Annotated in this window: 21 protein-coding genes; 3 read left to right on the plus strand and 18 right to left on the minus strand. The window is 57.9% G+C overall.

Features of this window, described 5'->3' with window-relative positions:
- Positions 1 to 11: 11 nt before the first annotated feature.
- From ACNFCI_RS07525 to ihfB, 11 genes are all read right to left on the minus strand, one after another.
- Positions 12 to 1,022: a polysialyltransferase family glycosyltransferase gene (locus ACNFCI_RS07525; RefSeq protein WP_368830233.1), complete on the minus strand. Its 1,011-nt coding sequence runs from the start codon at positions 1,020 to 1,022 to the stop codon at positions 12 to 14.
- 34 nt (positions 1,023 to 1,056) lie between these two features.
- The gene (locus ACNFCI_RS07530) at positions 1,057 to 1,758 is read right to left on the minus strand and encodes a cytidylyltransferase domain-containing protein (protein ID WP_368830232.1); all 702 of its coding nucleotides are present in this window, start codon (positions 1,756 to 1,758) and stop codon (positions 1,057 to 1,059) included.
- On the minus strand, positions 1,751 to 2,806 hold the full coding sequence (locus ACNFCI_RS07535; RefSeq protein WP_368830231.1) for a nucleotidyltransferase family protein: 1,056 nt from the start codon (positions 2,804 to 2,806) through the stop codon (positions 1,751 to 1,753). Before ACNFCI_RS07535 ends, ACNFCI_RS07530 begins: the two co-directional genes overlap by 8 nt.
- A gap of 141 nt (positions 2,807 to 2,947) precedes the next feature.
- The gene (locus ACNFCI_RS07540) at positions 2,948 to 4,099 is read right to left on the minus strand and encodes a LegC family aminotransferase (RefSeq protein ID WP_368830230.1); all 1,152 of its coding nucleotides are present in this window, start codon (positions 4,097 to 4,099) and stop codon (positions 2,948 to 2,950) included.
- 11 nt (positions 4,100 to 4,110) lie between these two features.
- Entirely contained in the window at positions 4,111 to 5,091 is a 981-nt protein-coding gene (locus ACNFCI_RS07545) for an NAD-dependent 4,6-dehydratase LegB (protein WP_416767742.1), read from the minus strand.
- The gene (locus ACNFCI_RS07550; protein WP_416767743.1) at positions 5,088 to 6,407 is read right to left on the minus strand and encodes a hypothetical protein; all 1,320 of its coding nucleotides are present in this window, start codon (positions 6,405 to 6,407) and stop codon (positions 5,088 to 5,090) included. Before ACNFCI_RS07550 ends, ACNFCI_RS07545 begins: the two co-directional genes overlap by 4 nt.
- A gap of 311 nt (positions 6,408 to 6,718) precedes the next feature.
- Entirely contained in the window at positions 6,719 to 8,065 is a 1,347-nt protein-coding gene (locus tag ACNFCI_RS07555) for a Wzz/FepE/Etk N-terminal domain-containing protein (protein ID WP_368830227.1), read from the minus strand.
- Between the two features lie 182 nt (positions 8,066 to 8,247).
- Positions 8,248 to 9,312 carry an LPS O-antigen chain length determinant protein WzzB gene (locus tag ACNFCI_RS07560; protein ID WP_368830226.1) on the minus strand — a complete coding sequence of 355 codons (1,065 nt, stop codon included), beginning with the start codon at positions 9,310 to 9,312 and terminating at the stop codon, positions 8,248 to 8,250.
- 224 nt (positions 9,313 to 9,536) lie between these two features.
- The gene (locus tag ACNFCI_RS07565; protein WP_368830225.1) at positions 9,537 to 10,970 is read right to left on the minus strand and encodes an MBL fold metallo-hydrolase RNA specificity domain-containing protein; all 1,434 of its coding nucleotides are present in this window, start codon (positions 10,968 to 10,970) and stop codon (positions 9,537 to 9,539) included.
- 220 nt (positions 10,971 to 11,190) lie between these two features.
- Positions 11,191 to 11,454, minus strand: a complete 264-nt coding sequence (locus ACNFCI_RS07570) for a LapA family protein (RefSeq protein WP_084854920.1) — start codon at positions 11,452 to 11,454, stop codon at positions 11,191 to 11,193.
- A gap of 20 nt (positions 11,455 to 11,474) precedes the next feature.
- On the minus strand, positions 11,475 to 11,771 hold the full coding sequence (gene ihfB / locus ACNFCI_RS07575; RefSeq protein WP_084854919.1) for an integration host factor subunit beta: 297 nt from the start codon (positions 11,769 to 11,771) through the stop codon (positions 11,475 to 11,477).
- Between the two features lie 536 nt (positions 11,772 to 12,307).
- On the opposite strand from ihfB, the gene ACNFCI_RS07580 reads away from it, so the two are divergent.
- Positions 12,308 to 12,763 carry an REP-associated tyrosine transposase gene (locus tag ACNFCI_RS07580; RefSeq protein ID WP_368830224.1) on the plus strand — a complete coding sequence of 152 codons (456 nt, stop codon included), beginning with the start codon at positions 12,308 to 12,310 and terminating at the stop codon, positions 12,761 to 12,763.
- A gap of 370 nt (positions 12,764 to 13,133) precedes the next feature.
- Here the strand turns inward: ACNFCI_RS07580 and rpsA are convergent, their stop codons facing one another.
- From rpsA to gyrA, 6 genes are all read right to left on the minus strand, one after another.
- Complete coding sequence (rpsA, locus tag ACNFCI_RS07585) at positions 13,134 to 14,810, minus strand: 30S ribosomal protein S1 (RefSeq protein WP_084854918.1); 1,677 nt, start codon at positions 14,808 to 14,810, stop codon at positions 13,134 to 13,136.
- A 124-nt stretch (positions 14,811 to 14,934) separates the two neighbouring features.
- Positions 14,935 to 15,621, minus strand: coding sequence for a (d)CMP kinase (gene cmk, locus ACNFCI_RS07590; RefSeq protein ID WP_084854917.1), 687 nt, complete (start codon positions 15,619 to 15,621; stop codon positions 14,935 to 14,937).
- Complete coding sequence (locus ACNFCI_RS07595) at positions 15,618 to 17,825, minus strand: bifunctional prephenate dehydrogenase/3-phosphoshikimate 1-carboxyvinyltransferase (protein ID WP_368830246.1); 2,208 nt, start codon at positions 17,823 to 17,825, stop codon at positions 15,618 to 15,620. Before ACNFCI_RS07595 ends, cmk begins: the two co-directional genes overlap by 4 nt.
- Positions 17,826 to 18,087: 262 nt before the next feature.
- Positions 18,088 to 19,182 (minus strand): prephenate dehydratase, encoded by a 1,095-nt coding sequence (pheA, locus tag ACNFCI_RS07600; RefSeq protein ID WP_084854915.1) that lies wholly within the window; start codon positions 19,180 to 19,182, stop codon positions 18,088 to 18,090.
- On the minus strand, positions 19,182 to 20,267 hold the full coding sequence (serC, locus tag ACNFCI_RS07605) for a 3-phosphoserine/phosphohydroxythreonine transaminase (protein ID WP_324819145.1): 1,086 nt from the start codon (positions 20,265 to 20,267) through the stop codon (positions 19,182 to 19,184). Before serC ends, pheA begins: the two co-directional genes overlap by 1 nt.
- A gap of 257 nt (positions 20,268 to 20,524) precedes the next feature.
- Complete coding sequence (gene gyrA / locus ACNFCI_RS07610; RefSeq protein ID WP_084854914.1) at positions 20,525 to 23,293, minus strand: DNA gyrase subunit A; 2,769 nt, start codon at positions 23,291 to 23,293, stop codon at positions 20,525 to 20,527.
- A 117-nt stretch (positions 23,294 to 23,410) separates the two neighbouring features.
- On the opposite strand from gyrA, the gene ACNFCI_RS07615 reads away from it, so the two are divergent.
- The gene (locus ACNFCI_RS07615; RefSeq protein ID WP_172402952.1) at positions 23,411 to 23,548 is read left to right on the plus strand and encodes a hypothetical protein; all 138 of its coding nucleotides are present in this window, start codon (positions 23,411 to 23,413) and stop codon (positions 23,546 to 23,548) included.
- A gap of 23 nt (positions 23,549 to 23,571) precedes the next feature.
- Here ACNFCI_RS07615 and mtnA read toward each other — a convergent pair whose 3' ends face one another.
- The gene (mtnA, locus tag ACNFCI_RS07620) at positions 23,572 to 24,648 is read right to left on the minus strand and encodes an S-methyl-5-thioribose-1-phosphate isomerase (protein WP_084854913.1); all 1,077 of its coding nucleotides are present in this window, start codon (positions 24,646 to 24,648) and stop codon (positions 23,572 to 23,574) included.
- A 109-nt stretch (positions 24,649 to 24,757) separates the two neighbouring features.
- Between mtnA and ACNFCI_RS07625 the strand changes: the two genes are divergently transcribed.
- Positions 24,758 to 26,080 carry a TRZ/ATZ family hydrolase gene (locus tag ACNFCI_RS07625; protein WP_084854912.1) on the plus strand — a complete coding sequence of 441 codons (1,323 nt, stop codon included), beginning with the start codon at positions 24,758 to 24,760 and terminating at the stop codon, positions 26,078 to 26,080.
- Positions 26,081 to 26,131: the final 51 nt, after the last annotated feature.

Here is a 26,131-nt window from a genome sequence, read left to right on the forward strand (position 1 = left end):
AAAATACAATCTCAAACAAATACACAACCGAAATATTCTAATGATCGCTTCAATTCGTCCCTATCCTTGGTCTTCATGTATGCAGCAGCAACACGATCAAAGTTAATTGAGTATATATGGGACTTCTTCGAAAGCAGCATCCTGGTAGTTATAAGTGCGGTACTAAAATAGGATGCAACCGCTTGGCCATTCCACTCTTTTGACACCCACTCCTCAAACATCCCAACATCATCAATTACTGTAAAGCCGTTTGATTCAAATATAGTTCTCGCCAATGGGCCTTCGAATTGATGCGGCTTGTAATATAGCTCGTTATAGCTCATCTTTTTTATTTTTTCGATGGTAGACATAACAATACTACTCAGCTCGCCTTCTGTTTTGATTTTTTGCTCTAAGGGCTGCCCCAAAAATAGCAATGCGTTATGCAAAGGTGCCTTATTTATTTCAGACTCTACTAATACTTCAATTTTTCGTAGACGTGTATTAATCCTATCAACACAAGGGGCATATAAACAATCTACGTCCTTCCTTTCGTAACCTAAGTTGTCCCCCCAGAAGGGTCTATAAGGCGCACTCAAATGGAAAATAGAAAGCGCATACTTTGCCATGGATTTAAAGGCCAAAGAAAATCTGTCACTTCGATTAATATAACTAGCAAGTCCTTCTGCAAAATAGCAAATTTTCAGTCTAGGCAAAGACCTTAATTCAAAATACAATTTATTATTTGTTGGCCATCGAATATCCGTTAAATAAAGCGCGACGCCCCCAGAACACTGTTGGATTTTTTTAATTATTTTCCCAATATTGTTGCTGGCTTGACACCATCCACCCCTACTGCCCGAGTAACCTTCAAGCTGAATAATCTCTATTTCACCTGAGGAACGCATTATATTAGGAATATTCGCGGACTCGACAAATATCACTACTTTTTCCGCGGGAGATATGAAACCTTCGACAATTTTATTTGCTATAAAGCAATGAAATGGAGATCGGCATACAAAATAATGCGTTACGCTCTGCATTGCTTAGCTCCGCGTCGTATCAAAACTAGAAAAATCATTCTTCAATTTCTAACCGAGACGCAAAAAACTCGCACATCTCAAAATCGATTTTGTTATCTATGTCAAAAGATCGCTCTTTGGGCATGACATAAGCAAACACACTAGGTGTATAAAAGCTGCGTTCACTTACCAAGTATGAAGATGAAACAAAATAAACAGCACCATTTATTCGGTATGACTGTTTAAAATCCTGACTCCTAGATGAAGAAGAAAAATCAACCCCCTCAAGAGCACTGGCGTCATTCAAATATCCATACCATTGAGGGGGATGATCGGCTTCACAAACCGTTATCACTGAATTTCCCTCTTTGGACCGATACAACTCCCATGCTCCTGCTATATCTTTTTCATTCCTAAGTGGTGAGGTGGGTTGCAAAAGCAAAATGGCATCATACAGATATCCTTGCTCTGCTTCCTGCTCTACGCACTCCATAACAACATCAATAGTCTTCGCTTCGTCAGTGGCGAAATTTGAATCACGCTTAAATGGAGTAGCACCATATTGGGCTGCCACCTCTAAAATTTCATCATCATCACTACTGACAATTATTTTTTCAGCAATGCACGACTTGAGTGCAGCTTCAATCGTCCATGCAATTAAAGGTTTTCCGCATAAACTAAGAATATTCTTCCCTGGCAGGCGTTTACTTCCTCCACGAGCAGGGATTATTACCAACACACCACTTGACCTAGCCACGAAATACTCCGGATACTTCGGCTTGAGCGCGATAAAAATCTTCCATTCGACCAATATCTAGCCAATACTCATGAATTGGAAACATATTCACGACACTTCCGTCTTTCATAGCATTCTCTAATACTGAAGGCATATCTATTTTTGTACCCGGCTTAATTCTTTTCACTAATTCCGGCGAAAGCAGATAGATACCAGCATTAATAAAAAAGCGATGTGTAGGTTTCTCTACCATTGATAAAATTCTATGCCCTTCACTCTGGATCACCCCATATGGTATCTGTTGTTCATACTCACGCACGCACATAGTAGCCAACCCATCATGTGCTTCATGGAAACTGAGAAGATTTTGGAAATCCAAATTCGTCAACAGATCACCATTCATCATAAATAGAGGCAAGTCGATTTCATCATGGGGCAGTAATCCCAACGCTCCACCGGTACCTAGCGGTTCACTTTCATGAACATAGCGGATAGTTACCCCCCAATTACTACCATCACCAAAATAATCACGTATCATTTCTGGCATGTAATGGGTTGAGATAAAGAAACGATGAAAACCTGCATTTATAAAGCCTTGCATGATTAGCTCTAAGATGGGTTTCTCGCCAACTTTGAGAAGGGGCTTCGGACAAGTATGAGTAAGAGGATGCAGGCGAGTACCAAATCCACCAGCCATAAGAAAAACGGGGTTATCTCTATGACGCTTGTTCAGTAGGCCATGTAGGGTCTCAAGCCCTACAACTTTTCGAGTCTCATCAACCACCGGCAGTTGAAGTAATTGGTATTTCTCCATTACCGACAGCATACGCTCTTTACTCCAGCTGAGCTCGGCTACTTGCGGATTTGAGTGCATAACTTCAAACAAAGGAGTCGTCAGCGGAAGATGTCGCAACAATGCCCGTCGGACATCCCCATCTGTTAGAGTACCTAGCAAACGACGCTGATCATCCGTAACGATTACTATCCTCAGCGCTTCTCGATCAAGCACAGCGACCGCATCCTCAAGGGCTACATTAGGGCCAAGAAGCACCGATTGCCATTGTTTCATGATCATAGTTCCTTACAATTTATTCGAGCGATGCTGTCTTGATTTGAGATTTCGCCCCAAGCAAGACATGTTGAGCAGCCAAATCCCGAAAAGAAGACCGTTTTTCAGCCCTGGTAACAGTAAAAACGGCAACCGTGCGGTTCATACCTGAAACTCCGGTAACACGCTGCTTGGCAAATTTACGACCCTGGCGGACAGCCACTCAGCCGTACTTAAGTCACCTTTCATACAGTGTGAATACATTGAAAGATGATTCATAAGCTGCCAGATGGGACGCGTCATCACTCCTTTATCATTGGTAGCCTTCAAGAGCGCCTGGCGCTGCTCCAAACTTTCACAGATTACACCATTGAGCCAGTAATTTGATCGGCATCCGTCTGGTTCTTTTATAAATTGCAAAGGCCCATTCTTTAATTGGGCCGAATAACGATCGGCGAGTTCGCGCTTAGCGACGACAAATTTATCTAGCTGTTCAAGCTGAGCACAACCAAGAGCAGCATTTAGGTTAGGTAGTCGATAGTTGTAGCCGATTTCATCGTGTACATATTCATACGGGTGCGGCTTCTTCGCGGTGGTAGTTAAGTGTTTGGCATGCGCCCCCAACTCCTCACCCGCGAGGATCATGCCGCCACCGCCGGTCGTTATGATTTTATTACCGTTAAAACTGAGAATACCCAGCGCCCCAAACGTACCAGTGTGCTTTCCTTTATATAAACTTCCTAGCGACTCGGCCGCATCCTCGACCAAAGCAATGTTCCAACGGGCACAAATAGAAACCAGCTCGTCTAGAGCGACTGGATGCCCGAACGTATGCATAGGAACACTTGCACGGATAATTTTATTATCGGCTCGAGCACGACATAGCCCGTCATCGCAAATAAATGCATGCTCTTCAAGCCAAGCTTCCATCGCCGAGGGTGAAAGCCCCAGTGTTTGACGGTCTACATCGATAAATAAGGCTTCAGCACCACAGTATGCAATAGCGTTGCAGGTGGCGATGAAAGTGAGCGGTTGAGTGATAACCAGATCTCCAGGACCAACACCCGCCAGCTTCAACGCGATATGCAGTGCCGCAGTGCCATTGACAGTTGCCACCGCACGAGTGCTACCTGTATAGGCGGCCATGTCACGCTCAAAGCGATCAACAAAGGCTCCAACGCTCGACACAAAGGTTGATTCAATGGTGTCGACCACATAATCCCGTTCATGCCCCCCAAAAACAGGGGCATGGAGTGGTATGAACTCTTGGGTACGGTACTGTTCGCGAATAAAGCTGATCAGGTTGTCGAACATGAGTTGATGCCTCAAACGTTATAAATATCAGCTTTGTACTTTGCCAGATTTTCCGGCTGGGTAAACCAATCGATCGTAGCCTGTAGGCCTTCACGAATCGAGTACTGCGGCTCGAATCCCGTAAGTCCTTTGATCTTGGTGTTATCGCACCACAACCGGAATACTTCGGACTTTTCAGGACGAATACGTTGATCGTCGGTTAAAAACTCGACATCACTCCCCATCAGTTCTTTGATGAGATTTAGCGTATCACCTACGGAAATTTCATAATTCGAACCAATATTGACCGTATCACCAATGGCTTTATCACAACGAGCCAAATCAAGGAATCCTCGGCAAGTATCAGCTACGTAGTTAAAATCGCGCGTTGGAGATACATCGCCTAGCTTAATCTGTTTTTTTCCACTTGCGATTTGACTGATTATAGTAGGAATTACTGCGCGAGCCGATTGACGAGGACCAAACGTATTGAACGGACGCGCAATTGTCAATGGCAGATCGAAGGCGTTAAAAAAGCTCATCGCCATAGCATCCGCTCCAATTTTTGAAGCACTATATGGCGACTGTGGTTGCAGGGGGTGCTTCTCATCGATAGGCACATATTGCGCCGTACCGTATACCTCACTCGTCGAGGTATGAATTACTCGCTGCACACCATTATCCAGCGCGGCCTGGCATATATTAAGCGTACCCTTAACGTTAGTATCTACATAGCTATCGGGCGCAACATATGAATAAGGAATCGCGATCAGGGCCGCAAGATGAAAGACCACATCGACATCTTTAGTTATATATTTACAGTAGTGTGGGTCACGTACATCGCCGTTCAGGACTTGAATATCCGCCAAACAATCTACATCCTCGAGCCATCCCCAATAGTTGAACGAATTATATTGCGAGAGCGCTTTGACCTGATACCCCTCACGAACCAGTAACTCAGTGAGATGAGAACCAATAAATCCATCCGCGCCTGTCACAAGAGCTCTTTTCATAATTCCTCACACACCTGTCTTTTATAAAACAAATAAACCGATGGACTCAGCAAATGGAAGGCGATCGCCTTCCATACAGTACTAACTCCAAACCCAACAACCAAGCCTGCAAGCACCGAAGCGCTAGCTGAATCTTTGGAAAATGCAGCCACAACCAATACAAAGACTGAGAATCCTGCTATATGACTCACAATAATATGTTTATCTTTTCCTTGGGCATACAGTCCAAACTGGGGGATCATCCCCAAACTGAATATCACAGTCGCCAACATTATCCAAGCAAACATCCACGATTGCTCAATGTAAATACCCTTATCAAGAGCCGATAGCACAAAAGGCATTAAGCATACTGCAAAAACACCAAACGAAATACTTATAGCTAAACACTGAATAGCGAGCTTACGCATATGATAACGATATATGTCGAACTGACCGGAATTATGAGCAGCAATCAACGCTGGATAACTATATACAAAAACGCCTGCATCGAGAAATGAAACCAAGGCATTCGAAACACTCATGAACAGCACATATGCCCCTACGACTTCAAGACTAGTCAAATGCTCAAGCCAGTACCTGTCCAGCGTGAAAATGCCGCGAGTAGCCAACGTAGAGACTAAGAAAGGTATTGCGGTATATACGCCAACCTTAATCCAGCGCCAATCTACCGCCCTACTCCAGCCCCGCGATTTCTTTTGAGCCAGATAGACGAGGGAAACCGTACACGCACATATCCCTCCAGTTACCCAGCACAACAAAACAAAATCCAAGTTCTGCTTCTTAATGTCGAAAAACATTAGACCTACAGCAATGATTGCCCATAGACCTGAACGCAGGAAAAGAACTAAACTCGCCACAAGCTGGGCCGACAAAGCAACCAATACCCTGTTTAACTCTTGCGCTAGATGCTCAAGAACCAACAAAGAAAAAAACCAGTACATCAACGAGACCGGAAGAACCCCCTTCCAAAAAACGACGCTTATAACAGGCACAAATACAACATACAAACAAAAGCTCAGGACGACTTGGGACTTTATAATGTCCCCCCAGTCATCCGAATTACGTTTTATGATTTCCCGCGTAGTATAGGTATAAAAATCCAAGCCAACCAAATATAGTGCATAGCCGACACTAGCGACAATAAGACCATATAGACCTAGCTCAGCAGGCTCTAAAAATTTTGCAAGAAATAGAACCAGCAAGAATTTACTGGCTAAAGTTACGCCGCGAAGGCCTACATTTATAAGCTTTTCTATATTTTTCCTTTGCCGCAACCTAATCAACGGCTGCCGATTTTCCCGCCGCTCAGCGTGCATCCACCTGCTCCTTTCGGAAATGCTGAAGCATGAGTGAGGTTTTATTTAGCTCGAACACGTTTTCCCCGTATCCAGACTTTCAGATTGACCCTAACGGCAAGTGATCGACTAACATTAAATTGCCATCACCTTGGCGCTACCCAAGCTGAGTATTATCGCCCACCTTCACCCGCTTTGTTACCTAAAAATTCAACACAAATGCTTATTATGCCCTCGTCACAGGGCCGGCGGTCCAGCTTTGGTCCCTTAATTCAATTAAGACCCCCCTCATCCCTGATGACAAGGCCCCCTTTCAAGCTCAGAGTCAAAGCTTATCTCAGAGCGATTGGCGTCTTCGCGTCATGCTCTTGAATTTGTGACATTGCGGAAATCTCCAACTGATGCATCTCATAGGGGCGCATCTGCATCATGTACCGTAATACAGCCACCGCCAGCCCGAGCCCACAGCCCAACACCAAGCCAATCACCAACACCAACCCCTTCTTTGGCCACACCGCGTTGACGGGGTCCACCGCTACGCGATCAACAGTAACTAACTGCAGAGTGCTCATGTCGGTGCTGATTGTTGCGAGGCGAGCGCGTTCCGCCCGCAGCCCCTCAATCCCCTTCAGGAAAAGCTCTTCATTTTGCCGAGAACGCAAGATTTGAACTTTTCGGTTGTTTTCTAGCAGTAATAATTCCTTGCGAATTTCCGCGACTCGTGGATCAGCAAAATCGTCAGAGGTACGATTACGCAAGGCACGCTTTTCTGCCTCAAGAGCGTCTGTACCCATAAAGTAAAGGGGTATTTGTTGATTAATGACCTCGGTACGAATTACATTACCTACCGACTCAGAAGCCGCTTGTCCAAAACTAGAAGGGGTAGAAGGTCGCTTCAGCCCTAGCGATTGCGCAATATTAATAGCTTCATTGAGTTGAGCAATACGGTTTTCACGGCGCAACTTCAATTGCAAACGCAGAGCTCGCAGTTCATCATTTAACTTTGCTCGCTTTAGCGCATCTGCCTCAAGTAACTCCGCAACCCTACTACTCTTGTTAGCCGAATAATCCACGCGCGCAACAGCCAACTTCGCATCAACTTCTTTGATACGATTTTGAATTATAACTTGTAAATCCCTAGATATCTGTTGCTGTTCGCTCACTATAGCGTATTGAACGAGGCCGTTGAGGACAGACTTTCCGTCCAATCCTTCTGGATAGCGCATTTCTAAACCGATGAATTTTTTTAGTAAATCTGTTTTCTTAGGGTCTGGCTGAATAAGCTTCAACGCTTTGAAGTTAAAGTCTTCGAATGCTTGCTCCAACGTACGGCCGTCTTTCATGAAGGCAGCTTGCAACGCCGAACTAGAGCGGAAATAACCTAAGCGAGTGTCATAAGAGTCAAGCGCCGAGCCTACGCGCTCCAAGGCAGCCTCTGGCGGCAGTGAGTAAACTTGGCTGCGGTTCAGCTCATCTAGATCATTCAGCGCTGCGGGACGCAAGACTGTGCTGACCTCATACTCTGGCGTTACGCTAAATGTATACACTACGGCCATTACAGTGCATAAGCCGGCGACAGCTCCAATCAGAAGCTTCTGCCTCCAGACAGATCGAAGCATCGCCAGAAGGTCTATTTCGTCACGAGAAACCGCATGTGGGGTTGGGATAATGCTGGTCACGGCATGGCCTGTTAGTCAGTGGAAAATTATCCCACCTGACAGGAACAGTCATTTCGCCATCATCGCGCCTAGCCGAAGCCAGCATAAACTATCCCTGTCCAGTGCGGACGAATGGCGGCCATTCTGACAGTTCGGATCCCAAGATGCCAGCATCATGCTATTGGATAGCCATCGTAACCCTGTCAGCTTTCTCGAACCCTACGCGCATTAATTTCGGCCCGGAGGTTTCGCAAGAGTGCAAGCAGCACTCCCAAAATACCTCCCAGCACAACGCCCAGCGCAACGATAAGCAATTTTTTAGGTTTTACCGGCTTATCCGGAGACTCAACAGCACCGTCCTGCCTGTAGACCTGGATCACGCCCGGATCAATCTGCAACGTACGGTAAAACGCCAGGGCCTCTTGCCGTTGGCGCAGATTCTTCACGAACGCATCATCCGACGTACGCTTGCGCAGATTATCGATTTCAGCTTCCAGCGCCTTGCTACCACGCATGTACATCAACGAGCCGTCCATGCCAGCCGAAACCTCGCTTGACAAGGTATTCGAGATGATCGGTGGCTTCTCGAGGCCAATCGACTTGGCCACGCGCAGCGCCTCAGTCAGTTGTACGATCTGGTCTTCACGCTGCTTGCGGGCGCTTTCCAGCGCCGCGTTGATCTGCTGCTCAAGGTTATTCGCTTTGATCGTAGCATCAGCTTTCACATCCCTGACGACTTCCGTACGTCCGCGACGCCCCGCCATTTCGAGATAACGGACGACCCACTCGGCAGCTTGCTGAGGGTCAGATACGTTGGCTTTTACGAAGAAACGATTGGGGGTTTCCTTGGCAGCGATACCGAGCGTCAGCACATCCTGAAAGCGACCATAGAGCTCATCCTGCGATCCACCACGCTCATCCTCAGGCAGACTCGGCAGGTATACGTTGCGGAAGAACTCCCTACGCAGCGACTCAGACTGAAGATTCCGCAGATAAATGTCATAGACATCCTTCACCGCCAGCATGCTCAAACCCGTACTCCCACCGCGGCCGTAATTCAATGGTGAGATATCGTTCTGAGTGGGCGGCTGAACAAAAACCTTCGCCTCATACACAGGCTTGGCCAGAAACGCATACGCCACCGCAATCGCCGTCACGACTACAGTCGTCACGATGATCAACACCTTCTGCTTCCACAGTCCCTCGATCAGCTCGAAAAGGTCAATCTCGTCACCAGTACTACTCAGGCGCTCAGGTTCGTTGCGCATCTATTCTGTTTTTCCTTGGGTCACGTCTATCCGCATGCTCCGGTAGCCCATCAACCAACCGACCGTCCGTCGGTGGCGCAAGCCACTCAATTGAAGCGTAGCGTCATTTTGCCAACACGCTCAAGAACCGCCTTACGCCTTAAGCATTAATCAGCAGTAGAGGGAAGCCGACCAAAGAAGTTCCCTGCTTTCCGACCAAAATTTACCTTGCCGCCAAACGGCACTCACGGAATTGTGACGTCCACCTCATACCCCAGCTCCTCGTAACGTAGCCGCAAGGCTCGGGCCAGGGCCTGCTTCGCCCTCCCCTCTCCATGCACCAGCACCACTCGCCTCACCGGCTGGCCCTGGCCGAGGGCAAACCGTACCAACCCTGCCTGGTCCGCATGCGCGGAATACCCTTCGAGTGTCATTACCTTCGCACGTATCTCATAACGCACTTGATCCAACTCGACCCATGCCGTCCTGTCCGCACCACTGCTCGCCTGGATCACCGCACCCGGCGTACCTCTGTCCTGATAGCCCACGAACATCACTTCATGCCGTGGATCTTCGAGCATGGCCTTGAGGTAATTGACGATCCGCCCACCCGAGCACATACCGTTGCCGGCGATAACGATGGCGGGTCGGCCGGTGCTCTTGAGGTAGTTGACCACCTGCTGGTGCTTGGCATGGGTATCGATGCAGATCAGTTGGCGGAAACCCAATGGCTTGCGGCCTTCGCCCAGGCGTTGCCTGGCTTCGGTGTTCCAGTACTCGTGCAGTTCGCGGTAGGCCTGGGTCACGCGCTGGGCCAAGGGGGAGTCGAGGATGATGGGGAGTTGGGACCAATCCAGCGGGTCGGTACCGGGCTTTTCTTCATCGCTCAGCAGCGCCTTGCGGTGGAGGATGTCTTCCAGCTCGTAGAGCAGCTCTTGTGTTCGGCCCAGGCTGAATGCTGGGATGAGGATGGTGCCTTGGTCCGCAAGGGCGCGGTCGATGGCGGATTCCAGGCGTTGTTGGCGCTCGCTGCGGTCTGGGTGCAGGCGGTCGCCGTAGGTACTTTCGAGCACCAGGATGTCGGCGCGCTCGGGTGGCTGCAGCGGACGTAGCAGTGGGCTGTCGGGGGCGCCGAGGTCGCCTGAGAAGACGACGCGGGTATCGGTTGCCTGTTTGGGGTAGCGGACATCGCACTCGACATAGGCAGAGCCCAGCAGGTGCCCGGCGCGCTGGAGGCGTATGCGGCATTCGAGGCTGGGGGTTTGGGTGATGGTGTGCCACTGGTCGAAGGGGAGCGGGACGACCAGGCGGTTCAGCAGGTCCAGGTAGCGGGCGATCTGTGCGGGTTCGCTGGAGATGCCGAGGCGGTAGGCGTCTTCGAGGATCAGCGGCAGGAGTTTCGCGGAGGGCTCGCTGCACAGGATCGGGCCTCGGTAGCCGGCGGCCAGGAGTGTGGGGATGCGGCCGACGTGGTCGAGGTGGACGTGGGTGATGACCAGGGCCTGGATGCCGGTGATGGCGAAATCGAGGGGGATGGTTTGGCTGTTGGGGGTGGCGTCGGTGCCTTGTTCCAGGCCGCAGTCGATCAATAGGCTGTTGGTGGTGTCGAGGTGGAGTTGGTGGCAGGAACCGGTGACGCCGCGGGTGGCGCCGTGGTGTGAGAGGTTGGGGTAATCCATGCCGGTAGGCCTTCCCTGTGCGGATTGGAATTGGGTATTAGTCCATGCGGCTTGGAGGGAGTTACAGGGTGGGCTTCCTACATGAGTGTAGGAAATATCTGGTTGGTGAGTGGGTTGTGAGGTTTGGGAGAATGCTGGGGGCGCTTTGCGCGCCTTTCGCGGCGCAAGGCCGCTCCTACCGGATCGCGGGGGCTTGGTTGGGCCGCGCGGAGAAATGGTGTCAGTTACCGGAGAGCGCAGCCTGGCGGGCGGAGGCGCGGATCTTGCGCTTGCTGCGCAGCACGCCGTAGGCACCGAGCAAGGGGCCGACGGCGAGGCCGATGACCAGGGCGGCGATGACCAGCACGGCTACCGGCACGGCGGGGGCGGCCCAGCCGAACAGGACCAGGGAGACGCTTTGCTGGTTCTCCAGCACGAAGAACAGCACCACGGCTGCCAGCAGCAGCACGAACAACGCCGCCACGGCGCGCTTGAGGTTACGCATCAGACTGCTCCTTCTGCCCTTCAGGTGTGGGCGTGTTCTTCTTCGTTGACCCGGTCGCGCAATTCCTTGCCGGGCTTGAAGTGCGGGACGTATTTGCCTTCAAGGCTCACCGATTGGCCGGTCTTCGGGTTGCGGCCTACGCGGGGTGAGCGGTAGTGCAAGGAAAAGCTGCCAAAGCCGCGGATCTCGATGCGATCACCGGTAGCCAGGCACTGGGACATCTGTTCAAGCATGGTCTTGATGGCCAACTCCACGTCTTTGGACGAGAGCAGCCCTTGATGGGTGACAATACGTTCGATCAGCTCCGACTTCGTCATATTTTTCCCTTCGTTATCAAGCAGCTAGATCATTGCTTAACCAGTTTGTAGCACGCTCTGAAAGATTTGAACAGGGTGCATCTTGACTTAATAAAAAAATTCAAGAATGGAGGGTATGGCTTAAGGCGGGTGTGGGGGATTTGGAATCGAGCGCCGCCCGCGCGGCGCATCGCGAGCTGCGCTCGCTCCTACGTTTGTTTCGAGCCAGTTCATCCTGAAGGATTTTCGCGCGGACGCCTTGGGGCCTGACGCAAGATCGTGTCGTACGAACCAGGCGGTCGCGCGCGTCTGCCACAGGCGTTACTGGCCCGAAACAAACGTAGGAGCGAGCGCAGCTCGCGATGCGCCGCGCGGGCGGCGCTCGATTTACGCAACACCGCAAAACCCACGCCAGCCACCCCGGCCCACCCCGCAACCTCATGCCAAGCATGCGTTGTTGCATCCGACCTTATTTACAAGCAGCAACCCTTTATCGGATCGAGCGCAGCACGGGCTGACTACGCTAATCGAGCACAGACTCACCCAAGGATGAACCAATGCCCAACCCTCACGGCTGCAGGCTACGCCGCGCAAGATGCTCGGTACCAGGTAGGCTCTACATGCTAACTACAGTCACCCACCACCGTCGGCCTTTATTTCACAACCTCCGTTTTGCTCGATTGGTCATTCAGCACCTTCGTTACGCGGAAGAACAGCACCACTGCCGCTCGCTGACCTGGGTCGTGATGCCAGACCATGTGCATTGGTTGATTGAATTGAAAGACGTGACGCTTGGAACACTCATGCAACGCTTCAAATGCCAGTCCAGCAATGCACTGCACAAGGCCGGGGCAAAAGGGGGGCCGATCTGGCAGGCAGGCTATTACGACCGGGCATTGCGCCGGGACGAGGATGTTTGCAAGGTCGCAAGGTACATTGTTGCCAATCCGGTAAGGGCGGGGCCGGTGGCTACGGTTGGGGAGTATCCACATTGGGATGCGGTGTGGCTTTAGGGTATGGCGGTAGAGGGGCGGCGCCTGGGAGATCGCGCGCCGCCCGCGCGGCGCATCGCGAGCTGCGCTCGCTCCTACGTTTGTTTCGGGCCAGTTACGCCTGTGACAGGCGCGCGCGACCGCCTGGTTCGTACAACACGATCTTGCGTCAGGCGCTAAAACGTCCGCGCGAAAATTCCACAGGAATACTTCACCCGAAACAAACGTAGGAGCGAGCGCAGCTCGCGATGCGCCGCGCGGGCGGCGCTCGATCTCACCGCAACCAATCCCTCACGGCGAACACCTCTCCGCCATCACGCCATCTCGCCACCCACACCAATAAAAAAAGGGGCGACCCGAAGGTCGCCCCTTTTTACCGATCAAACAGAACTCAGTTCTGCTTGGCCATAGCTTCGCGCAGCAGCGCGGCCATGGTGGTGTCGGCAGCAGCTTCCGGAGCGTTTTTCAGGCTCTGGATAGCTTCGCGCTCTTCAGCGTCGTCCTTCGACTTGATGGACAGGCTGATGACGCGGGACTTGCGGTCAACGCTGATGATCTTGGCTTCGATCTCGTCGCCTTCCTTCAGGACGTTACGCGCGTCTTCAACGCGGTCACGGCTGATTTCGGAAGCCTTCAGAGTAGCTTCGATGTCGTCGGCCAGGGTGACGATGGCGCCTTTGGCGTCAACTTCCTTGACGGTACCCTTGACGATAGCGCCCTTGTCGTTCAGAGCAACGAAGTTGGAGAACGGATCGTCTTCCAGTTGCTTGATACCCAGGGAGATACGCTCGCGCTCTGGGTCGACCGACAGGATGACGGTTTCCAGCTCGTCGCCCTTCTTGAAGCGACGTACGGCTTCTTCGCCGGACTCGTTCCAGGAGATGTCGGACAGGTGAACCAGGCCGTCGATGCCGCCGTCCAGGCCAATGAAGATACCGAAGTCGGTGATCGACTTGATGGTACCGGTGATCTTGTCACCCTTGTTGAACTGGCTGGAGAAGTCTTCCCATGGGTTGGACTTGCACTGCTTGATGCCCAGGGAGATACGACGACGCTCTTCGTCGATGTCCAGAACCATGACTTCCACTTCGTCGCCAACCTGAACGACTTTCGACGGGTGGATGTTCTTGTTGGTCCAGTCCATTTCGGAAACGTGTACCAGACCTTCAACGCCTTCTTCCAGCTCAGCGAAGCAGCCGTAGTCGGTCAGGTTGGTCACGCGAGCCTGTACGCGGGTACCTTCTGGGTAGCGGGCAGTGATAGCTACCCACGGATCTTCGCCCATCTGCTTCAGACCCAGGGAAACGCGGTTGCGCTCACGGTCGAACTTCAGGACGCGAACGTCGACTTCGTCACCAACGTTGACGATTTCCGACGGGTGCTTGATGCGCTTCCAAGCCATGTCGGTGATGTGCAGCAGGCCGTCGATGCCGCCCAGGTCCACGAAGGCGCCGTAGTCGGTGAGGTTCTTGACGATACCCTTGACCTGTTGGCCTTCCTGCAGGGTTTCCAGCAGGGCTTCGCGCTCGGCGCTGTTCTCGGCTTCCAGCACGCTGCGACGGGAAACGACAACGTTGTTGCGCTTCTGGTCCAGCTTGATGACCTTGAACTCCAGCTCTTTGCCTTCCAGGTGGGTGGTGTCGCGCACAGGGCGGACATCGACCAGGGAGCCCGGCAGGAACGCACGGATGCCGTTAACGTCGACAGTGAAGCCGCCCTTAACCTTACCGTTGATAACGCCCTTGACCACTTCTTCGGCGGCGAAAGCTGCTTCCAGAACAATCCAGCACTCGGCGCGCTTGGCTTTTTCACGGGACAGCTTGGTTTCGCCAAAGCCGTCTTCGACCGCGTCCAGCGCAACGTGAACTTCGTCACCGACCTTGATGGTCAGCTCGCCAGCTTCGTTGATGAACTGCTCGAGCGGGATGACGCCCTCGGACTTCAGGCCAGCGTGAACGGTAACCCAGTCGCCGTCGATGTCGACAACGATACCGGTGATGATCGCGCCCGGCTGAAGATTGAGGGTTTTCAGGCTTTCTTCAAAGAGTTCTGCAAAGCTTTCGCTCATTTTAATTCCTGTAGATTCGGGCGAAACAGACGCCCATAGCCACATTCCAGACAATGTGGGTTTCGTTCATATAAAGGAAAGCCGGCAGGACGTTGACTGGTGACCCTGCCTGCTTCCCTGGTTATCAGAGCAGATCGCGCTGGGCGAGCTCGCTCCTGATACGTTGCAACACCTGCTCGATGGACAACTCGGTGGAGTCCAGCTGGATGGCATCGGCCGCTGGTTTCAACGGGGCCACCGCACGCTGGGTGTCGCGTTCATCGCGCGCACGGATCTCATCCAGCAGACTCGCCAGACTAACATCATCGCCCTTGCCCTTCAACTGCAAATAACGACGTCGTGCGCGTTCCTCCGCACTGGCGGTGAGGAACACTTTCAAGGGCGCGTCCGGGAACACCACGGTGCCCATGTCGCGACCATCGGCGATCAGCCCGGGGGCTTCGCGGAAGGCGCGCTGGCGCTGCAGCAGCGCTTCGCGCACCGCCGGCAGGGAGGCGACCATGGAGGCGCCGGCGCCGACTGTTTCGGTGCGGATCACGTTGCTGACATCCTCACCCTCGAGGATGATCTGTTGAAGCTTACCCGGTTCGGCAGCGATGAACTGCACATCCAGATGGGCGGCCAGGGCCTTGAGCAGCTCCTCGTTGGTCAGGTCGACGCCGTGGTTGGTGGCGTTGAAGGCCAGCAGGCGGTACAGGGCGCCGGAGTCCAGCAGCCTCCAGCCCAGTTCGCGGGCGAGGATGCCAGCGACGGTGCCCTTGCCCGAGCCGCTTGGCCCATCGATGGTGATGACCGGCGCTTGGGAATTCACGGCTTGCCCTCTTCTGCGACGCGGATACCGACTTCGGCGCACAGCGCCAGGAAGTTGGGGAACGAGGTGGCGACGTTGGCGCAGTCATGGATGCGGATCGGTGCGCTGGCACGCAGCGAAGCGACGCTGAAGGCCATGGCGATGCGGTGGTCGCCGTGGCCATGCACTTCGCCGCCGCCGATCTGGCCGCCGTCGATGATGATACCGTCCGGGGTCGGCTGACACTTCACACCCAGGGTCAGCAGGCCATCGGCCATGACCTGGATGCGGTCCGATTCCTTGACCCGCAGTTCCTCGGCGCCACGCAGCACGGTGCGCCCCTCGGCGCAGGCCGCGGCGACGAACAGCACCGGGAACTCGTCGATGGCCAGCGGCACGAGCGCTTCGGGAATGTCGATACCCTTGAGCTTGGCACCGCGCACGCGCAGGTCGGCCACCGGCTCGCCGCCGACTTCACGCTGGTTTTCCAGGGTGATGTCGCCGCCCATCAGGCGCAGGATGTCGATCACGCCGGTACGGGTCGGGTTGATGCCCACGTGCTCGAGCACCAGCTCCGAGCCTTCGGCGATGGAGGCCGCGACCAGGAAGAAGGCGGCCGAGGAAATGTCGGCCGGTACTTCGATGCGGGTGGCGCTGAGCTTGCCGCCGGCCTTGAGCGAGGCCACCGGGCCATTGGTCTGCACGTCGTAGCCAAAACCACGCAGCATGCGCTCGGTGTGGTCGCGGGTCGGCGCCGGCTCGGTGACGGTGGTGGTGCCTTCGGCATACAGGCCGGCCAGCAGCAGGCAGGATTTGACCTGGGCACTGGCCATCGGCAGGGTGTAGTCCAGGGCCTTGAGCTTATGGCCACCGCGGATGGTCAGCGGCGGGCGACCTTCAGGGCCGGTCTCGACCACGGCCCCCATTTCACGCAGCGGGTTGGCCACGCGGTTCATCGGGCGCTTGGACAGCGACGCGTCGCCGGTCATGGTCACGTCGAACGGCTGGCCGGCCAGCAGGCCCGAGAGCAGGCGCATGGAGGTGCCGGAGTTGCCGAGGTAGATCGGCCCGGGTGGCGGCTTGAGGCCGTGCAGGCCAACGCCGTGGATGGTCACGCGGCCATGGTGCGGGCCTTCGATGACCACGCCCATGTCGCGGAAGGCTTGCAGGGTCGCCAGGGCATCCTCGCCTTCGAGGAAGCCTTCGACCTCGGTGGTGCCTTCGGCCAGCGAGCCAAGCATGATCGAGCGGTGGGAAATCGACTTGTCGCCCGGAACGCGGATCCGTCCGGACAGGCGGCCACCAGGTTGGGCCAGGAAAATCAGATCGTTGGCGTTCATAGCGTCCACATAGGCCCGGCGGGCCAGGATTTTACTGAAATGCTCGCGGGCAACCCGGGCGCGGGTGAACACACCCAGCAGCTGGTGCCCGTCCCCTGCATCGACCGCGTCGCGCAAGGCGTCGAGGTCGCTGCGAAATGTATCCAGGGTGCGCAGGACAGCCTCGCGGTTGGCGAGGAAGATGTCGTGCCACATGATCGGGTCGCTGCCGGCGATTCTCGTGAAATCGCGGAAGCCTCCCGCAGCGTACCGGAAGATCTCCAGGTTTTCATTGCGCTTGGCCAGGGAATCGACCAAACCGAACGCCAGCAGGTGCGGCAGGTGGCTGGTGGCGGCCAGGACTTCGTCGTGGCGCTCCACCGGCATGTGCTCCACATCGGCGTCCAGCGCGCGCCACAGGCGGTCGACCAGGGCCAGGGCGGCGGGGTCGGTTTCCGGCAGCGGCGTGAGGATGACCTTGTGGCGGCGGAACAGGGTGGCGTTGGAGGCCTCTACCCCGCTCTGCTCGGAACCGGCGATCGGGTGGCCAGGGACGAAGCGCGGCAGGCGCTCGGCGAAGGCTTCGCGGGCGGCACGCACGACATTGCCCTTGGCGCTGCCGACATCGGTGATGATGGCGTCGCCCAGGTCCAGGCGGGCCAGGTGGGCGAGCACCTTTTCCATGGCCAGGATGGGCACGGCCAGTTGAATGACGTCGGCGCCGACGCAGGCGGCGGCCAGGTCCGCTTCGCAGCGGTCGACCACGCCCAGGGACACGGCCAGCTTGCGCGACTGGGCATCCAGGTCGACGCCGACCACTTCCCGGCACAGGCCGCTTTCGCGCAGGCCCTTGGCGAAGGAACCGCCGATCAGGCCGAGGCCCACGACCACCAGACGGCCGATGATGGGGCCGGATTTGCTTGCTGTTACATCAACCACTAGCGCGAATCCTCAGTACGGCGATTGTTGGGGCTGCTTTGCAGCCCATCGCGGGGCAAGCCCGCTCCTACAGAGGGCGTGTGCGCCCTGTGGGAGGCGGGGCTGCTTTGCAGCCCTTCGCGGCGCAAGGCCGCTCCTACCGGAGGTGTGCGGGCCGGGTGGGCACCGCGTGGCCTGTAGGAGCGGGCTTGCCCCGCGATGGGGCGCGAAGCGGCCCCGGCGATCTCGATCAAAGCACCGCCTTCGGATAGGACCCCAGCACCTTGAGCGCCACGGCTTCCTGGCTGATCTGCTCCAGCACCGCCTTGATCAACGGGTCGCGGTGGTGGCCGACGAAGTCGATGAAGAACACGTACGTCCACTTGCCGCTGCGCGACGGGCGGGTCTCGATGCGGGTCAGGTCGATGCCGTTCTCGTGGAACGGCACCAGCAGCTCGTGCAGCGCACCTGGCTTGTTGCTCATCGAGACGATGATCGAGGTCTTGTCGTCGCCGGTCGGCGGCACTTCCTGGTTGCCGATCATCAGGAAGCGCGTGGAGTTGTCCGGGCGGTCCTCGATCTTCTCGGCCAGACGGGTCAGGCCGTACAGGTTCGCCGCCATGTCGCCGGCGATGGCCGCCGAATTCCACTCACCCTTGACCCGCTTGGCCGCCTCGGCGTTGCTGGACACCGCCACGCGCTCGACATTCGGGTAATGGGCGTCCAGCCATTTGCGGCACTGGGCCAGGGACTGGGCGTGGGAGTAGATGCGGGTGATGCTGTTGGTCTTGGTGTTCTCGCCCACCAGCAGGTGGTGGTGGATGCGCAGCTCGACTTCGCCGCAGATCACCATGTCATGCTCGAGGAAGCTGTCCAGGGTGTGGCTGACCGCACCTTCGGTGGAGTTTTCCACAGGCACCACGCCAAAGTTGACGGCACCGGCGGCCACTTCACGGAACACTTCGTCGATGGCCGCCATCGGGCGGCTGACCACGGCATGGCCGAAGTGCTTCATGGCGGCAGCCTGGGTGAAGGTGCCCTCAGGGCCGAGGTAGGCGACCTTGAGTGGCTCTTCCAGGGCCAGGCAGGACGACATGATCTCGCGGAACAACCGCGCCATCTCTTCGTTGTCCAGCGGGCCCTTGTTGCGCTCCATGACGCGCTTGAGCACCGCAGCCTCGCGCTCGGGGCGGTAGAACACCGGCTTCTCGCCTTCGGCCAGGGAGGCGGTCTTGACCTTGGCCACTTCCTGGGCGCAACGGGCGCGTTCGCTGATCAGCTCGAGGATCTTCTCGTCGAGGCTGTCGATGCGCACGCGCAGCGCCTTGAGCTCCTGTTCGGACATCAGGCGTGCTCCTTCTCGAATTCAGCCATGTAGGCCACCAGGGCGTCGACCGCCTCCAGGCCCAGGGCGTTGTAGATGGAGGCGCGCATGCCGCCGACCGAGCGATGGCCCTTGAGGTTGAGCAGGCCACGGGCGTCAGCGCCGGCCAGGAAGGCTTTGTCCAGGCGCTCGTCGGCCAGGCGGAACGGCACGTTCATCCACGAACGGGCGTTGTGGCTGATCGGGTTGGTGTAGAACTCGCTGGCATCGATGAAGCTGTACAGGCGGTCTTTCTTGGCGCGGTTGCGCTGCTCCATGGCCTCGACGCCGCCCTGCTCCTTCAGCCATTCGAACACCAGGCCCGAGAGGTACCAGGAATAGGTGGCAGGGGTGTTGTACATCGAGCCATTGTCGGCGGCGACCTTGTAGTCGAGCATGGTCGGGCAGCTGCTGCGGGCGTGGCCGAGCAGATCTTCGCGCACGATCACCACCACCAGGCCGCTGGGGCCGATGTTCTTCTGGGCGCCGGCGTAGATCAGGCCGTACTGGGACACATCGATCGGGCGCGAGAGGATGTCGGAGGACATGTCGACCACCAGGGGCACGTCGCCGGTTTCCGGTACCCAGTCGAACTGCAGGCCACCGATGGTCTCGTTGGATGCATAGTGGACGTAGGCCGCATTCTTGGTCAGGTTCCACTCGTTCTGGCCTGGGATGGCCAGGTAGTCGTAGGGCTTGGCGCTGGCGGCGACGTTGACGTGGCCGAAACGACGTGCTTCCTCGATGGCCTTCTTCGACCAGATCCCGGTCTCGATGTAGTCGGCAGTGCCGCTTTCAGGCAGCAGGTTCAACGGGATCTCGGCGAACTGCTGGCTCGCGCCGCCCTGGAGGAACAGCACCTTGTAGTTGGAGGGGATGGACAGCAGGTCGCGCAGGTCCTGCTCGGCCTTTTCGGCGATGGCCACGTAGTCGTCGCTGCGATGGCTCATCTCCATCACCGACAAGCCCTTGCCACGCCAGTCCAGCATCTCGGCCTGGGCACGCTGCAGGACAGCGTCTGGAAGCGCGGCAGGGCCTGCGCAGAAGTTAAAGGCTCGTTTGCTCACATCCACTCTCGCTCTGCCAAATAGTACAAATCGTTCTTGCAGACCACGCACGGGTCCCTGTAGGAGCGGCCTTGTGCCGCGAAAGGGCCGCAAAGCGGCCCCAGCGTGTTGCAGCGCCGCTGGAACCCTGGGGCTGCCCTGCAGCCCTTTCGCGGCACAAGGCCGCTCCTACAACGAGACGCGCCGCTACAGCGCAGCCTGCTGTAATCAGTCAAACGGGGCGACCTTGGTCGCCCCGCTCGGGGTGTTGCGTTGGTTTATTCCTGTGGCGCCTCTTCGGCGCCGGCCAGGTCGTCATCCGGTGCGTCGACCTCGACGCCCTCCTCGTCCCCGTCGAGCAGCTCGTCGAGTTCTTCCTCGGAAGGCTCCTGGATACGCTCCAGGCCCACCAGCGTCTCGTCGCTGGCCAGCTTGATCAGCGTCACACCCTGGGTGTTACGGCCCAAGCTGGACACCTCGCCAACGCGGGTCCGCACCAGGGTGCCCTGGTCGGAGATCAGCATGATCTCCTCGCCTTCCTGCACCTGGATGGCGCCGATCAGCAGGCCGTTGCGCCCCTTGGTGCCCATGGCGATGACGCCCTGGCCACCCCGGCCGCGACGCGGGAACTTGGACAGCGGGGTCCGCTTGCCGAAGCCGCGCTCGGAGGCGGTGAGGATCTGCGCGCCGGACTCCGGGATCAGCATGGAGATCACCTGCTGGCCCTTGCCCAGCTTCATGCCGCGTACGCCACGGGCGGTACGGCCCATTTCACGCACCACGCTCTCGGCGAAGCGGATCACCTTGCCGGCGTCGGAGAACATCATGACTTCCTTGGCGCCGTCGGTGATGGCCGCGGCGATCAGGGTGTCACCTTCCTTGAGCTTCAGCGCGATCAGGCCGCTGGTACGCGGACGGGCGAACTGGGCCAGCGGGGTCTTCTTGACGGTACCGAAGGCGGTGGCCATGAAGATGTACGCACCGGTCGGCTCGGCCACCCACTCAGGGGTGTCGCCGTCTTCCTCGTCGACTTCCTCGGCCTCGACCACTTCCCCTTCGAGCACGGTGTCGTCGGCGTCCTCCAGCTCTTCGTCGCCGTCGGCGTTCTGCTGCAGGGCTTCCAGGTCGATCTGCAGCATGGCGGTGATGCGCTCACCTTCCTCCAGCGGCAACAGGTTGACCAGCGGGCGACCACGGGCGGCACGGGACGCCTCGGGGATTTCGTAGGTCTTGAGCCAGTACACCTTGCCCTTGCTGGAGAACAGCAACAGGGTGGCGTGGCTGTTGGCGACCAGCAGGTGCTCGATGTAGTCCTCGTCCTTCACGCCGGTGGCCGACTTGCCCTTGCCGCCGCGGCGCTGGGCCTGGTAGGCGGACAGCGGCTGAGTCTTGGCATAGCCGCCGTGGGAAATGGTCACCACGCGCTCTTCTTCGGGGATCATGTCGCCGTAGCTGAGGTCGTGGGTGGCGTTGAGGATCTCGGTGCGACGGGCATCGCCGTATTCGGCGCGGACCGCTTCGAGCTCCTCGCGGATCACTTCCATCAGGCGCTCGGCGCTGCTCAGGATGCGGATCAGCTCGCCGATCTGTTCGAGGATCTCCTGGTACTCGGCCAGCAGCTTCTCGTGCTCCAGGCCGGTCAGGCGGTGCAGGCGCAGGTCCAGGATGGCCTGGGCCTGTTCCGGCGACAGGTAGTACTTGCCGTCACGCAGGCCGTACTGCTCTGGCAGGTCTTCCGGGCGGCAGGAGTCGGCGCCGGCGCGCTCGACCATGACCTGCACGGCACTGGACTCCCAGGCGGTGCTGACCAGGGCTTCCTTCGCCTCGGACGGGGTCGGCGAAGCCTTGATCAGGGCGATCACCGGGTCGATGTTGGACAGCGCGACCGCCTGGCCTTCGAGGATATGGCCACGCTCGCGGGCCTTGCGCAGCTCGAACACGGTACGGCGGGTCACCACTTCGCGGCGGTGACGGACGAACGCTTCGAGCAGGTCCTTGAGGTTGAGCAGGCGTGGGCGGCCGTCGATCAGGGCGACCATGTTGATGCCGAACACGCTCTGCAGCTGGGTCTGCGCATAAAGGTTGTTGAGCACCACCTCCGGCACCTCGCCGCGACGCAGCTCGATGACGATGCGCATGCCGTCCTTGTCGGACTCGTCGCGCAGCTCGGTGATGCCTTCGATCTTCTTCTCTTTGACCAGCTCGGCGATCTTCTCGATCAGCCGCGCCTTGTTCAGCTGGTACGGCAGCTCGGTGACGACGATCTGCTGGCGACCGCCGGTCTTGTCCTTGTCGATGTCCTCGATTTCGGAGCGGGCACGCATATAGATGCGGCCACGGCCGGTGCGGTAGGCCTCGATGATGCCCTGGCGACCGTTGATCAGGCCGGCGGTGGGGAAGTCGGGGCCGGGAATGAACTGCATCAGCTCATCGACCGACACCTCGGGGTTGTCGATCAGTGCCAGGCAGCCGTCGATGACCTCGCCCAGGTTGTGGGGCGGGATGTTGGTCGCCATGCCCACGGCGATACCGCTGGAACCGTTGACCAGCAGGTTGGGGATCTTGGTCGGCATGACCGCCGGGATCTGTTCGGTGCCGTCGTAGTTGGGCACCCAGTCGACGGTTTCCTTGTGCAGGTCGGCCAGCAGCTCGTGGGCCAGCTTGGCCATGCGCACTTCGGTGTATCGCATGGCCGCGGCGTTGTCGCCGTCCACCGAACCGAAGTTGCCCTGGCCATCGACCAGCAGGTAGCGCAGCGAGAACGGCTGCGCCATGCGCACGATGGTGTCATAGACCGCGATGTCGCCGTGGGGGTGGTACTTACCGATGACGTCACCGACCACACGGGCGGACTTCTTGTACGGCTTGTTCCAGTCGTTGCCCAGTTCGCTCATCGCGTAGAGAACGCGGCGATGCACGGGCTTCAAGCCGTCACGCGCATCGGGCAGTGCACGCCCGACAATCACGCTCATCGCGTAGTCGAGGTAAGACTGTCTCAGTTCGTCTTCGATATTGACCGGGAGGATTTCTTTGGCCAGTTCGCCCATGAGAAGCCTGATTCCTTTTTCTGGTGAAACTTCGTCGTTTCCCTCGTAGGACGAACGAAGCTCGCCGCCGCAACGCACAGTGGTGCGACGACTTACGACAAATCAATGAGTTGAGCCATGGATCTGCGCAATGAAGGCCGCTTCAACGAGCGGGCCTGGAAACTGCCGGATGGTATCACAAAGGCGTGGGGCGTGGGAGATATGGCAGGTTGCCGCTGCGCCCGTAAAAACGCCGTTTTTCCTGCCCCACGATGAGGCCATCGTAAAGTCCTGAGCGGTCAGTGCAAACGCTTGCGACAAATCAACTGCGCAATCTTGGCCGTATCGGGCCGTTCGACCACGCCCCGCTCGGTCACGATCACATCGACCAGGTCCGCTGGCGTCACATCGAATACCGGGTTGTACACCTCGACCTCGGCAGCGACCCGATTGCCGCCCACATCCAGCAACTCGTCGGCCTCACGCTCTTCCAGCGGGATATCCTCGCCGGTGGCCAGGTTGAGGTCGATGGTGGTACTCGGCGCCACCACCATGAAACGCACGCCATGGTGCATGGCAGCCACCGCCAGCTGGTAGGTGCCGATCTTGCCGGCCACATCGCCGTTGGCGGCGATGCAGTCCGCGCCCACCACCACCCAGGTGATGCCCTTGGTCTTCATCAGGTGCGTCATGGCCGAGTCGGCGCACAGCGTCGCCGGGATGCCTTCATGGGCCAGCTCCCAGGCGGTCAGGCGCGAGCCGTGCAGCCAGGGGCGGGTCTCGCCGGCGTACACCCGTTCGACCATACCCTCCAGGTAGGCCGCCCGGATCACCCCCAGCGCGCTGCCGAAACCGCCGCTGGCCAGGGCACCGGCATTGCCGTAGGTGAGCAGGGCCTGGGCGTTGCCCTGCTGCCGGCGGATCAGCTCGATGCCATGCTGGGCCATGGTCAGGTTGGCTTCGCGGTCACTTTCGTGGATGGCCATCGCCTCGGCCTCCATCGCCGCCAGCACGTCTTCGTCGGCGCGCAGCCGCTGCAGGCGTTCGCGCATGCGGTTGAGCGACCAGAACAGGTTGGCGGCGGTGGGGCGGGCCTCGGCCAGGGCGAGGAAGTCTTCTTCCAGCGCATGCTCCCAGTCCTCGCCCTCGGCCAGGCGCTGGCGCACGGCGAGCACCAGGCCGTAGGCGGCGCTGATGCCGATGGCCGAGGCCCCGCGCACGACCATCTGGCGGATCGCCTGCACTACCGAAGCCACGTCGGTGCAGGCCAGCCAGTGCTCACGCGCAGGCAGCAGGCGCTGGTCGAGCAGATGCAAGGTGCCATCCCGCCACTGGATGCCGGTCACCTTCTCCGCCGCCAAAAGTCGCTCGCGCATCGCCTCTCCCCGTCGTTCGCTGATCAAAAGCGGCCGATTATAGCGAGCCTCTGTCACGGGCGCTCGGGTATACTGCGCGTTCTATTTATCAGAACCAGGTGCCCCACGCATGCCCACAGCCCCCTCCCCCCTCGACCTGCTGCTCGTGCCGGGCTGGCTGGTCCCCGTGGAGCCGGCCGGGGTGGTGCTCGTGGAACACGCGCTGGGCATCCGCGACGGGCTGATCGCCTGGCTCGGCCCACGCGACCGGGCGCCCGCGGCGCATGAGGTGCGCGAGTTGCCCGATTGCCTGCTGTGTCCGGGGCTGATCAACGCCCACGGCCATGCGGCCATGACCCTGCTGCGCGGCCTGGCCGACGACCTGCCGCTGATGACCTGGCTCAAGGCGCACATCTGGCCGGCCGAGGGCCGCTGGGTCGATGAAGCCTTCGTGCGCGACGGCACGGACCTGGCCATCGCCGAAATGCTCAAGGGCGGCATCACCTGCTTCGCCGACATGTATTTCTTCCCCCGGGAGGCCTGCGACCGAGTGCACCGCAGCGGTATCCGCGCGCAAATCGCCGTGCCGTTGCTGGACGTCTCCATCCCCGGCGCCCGCACGCCGGACGAAGGCCTGCACCAGGCCATCGAGCTGTTCGATGACCTGCGCCACCACCCGCGCATCAGCATCGCCCTCGGGCCGCACGCGCCCTACACGGTCAGCGACGAGAACCTGGAGAAGATCCGCGTCATCGCCGACCAGCTGGACGCGCCGCTGCACATGCACATCCACGAGACCGCCGGCGAAGTCGAACAGGCCGTGGCCGACAGCGGCGAGCGGCCGCTGGCGCGCCTGGCCCGCCTGGGCCTGCTGGGCCCGCGCCTGCAGGCGGTGCACATGACCCAGGTCAGCGACGACGACCTGGCCCTGCTGGTAGAAAGCGACACCAGCGTGGTGCACTGCCCCGAATCCAACCTCAAGCTGGCCAGCGGCTTCTGCCCGGTGGAACGCCTGTGGCAGGCCGGCGTCAATGTGGCAGTGGGCACCGATGGCGCAGCCAGCAACAACGACCTGGACCTGCTCGGCGAAACCCGCACCGCAGCCCTGCTGGCCAAGGCGGTGGCAGGTTCGGCCACGGCACTGGATGCCCACCGAGCGCTGCGCATGGCCACGCTCAACGGCGCCCGCGCCCTGGGTCTTGAGGCCGTCACCGGTTCGCTGGAGCTGGGCAAAGCGGCCGACCTGGTGGCCTTCGACCTGTCGGGGCTGGCCCAGCAGCCGGTCCACGACCCGGTTTCACAACTGATCTACGCCACCGGCCGCGACTGCGCGCGGCACGTCTGGGTCGCCGGCCGGCAACTGCTCGACGAGCGCCGCCTGGTGCAGATGGACGAACAGGCCCTGACGGCCACCGCCCGCGCCTGGGGCGCGCGCATCGCAGGCAACGAATGACCGGCTGCCAGCCAAGGCTTGCGCCAGTAACACTTTTATCGAAGATTCAGA

Source organism: Pseudomonas sp. NY15356 (assembly GCF_048068175.1).
Classification (GTDB): Bacteria; Pseudomonadota; Gammaproteobacteria; order Pseudomonadales; family Pseudomonadaceae; genus Aquipseudomonas; species Aquipseudomonas putida_K.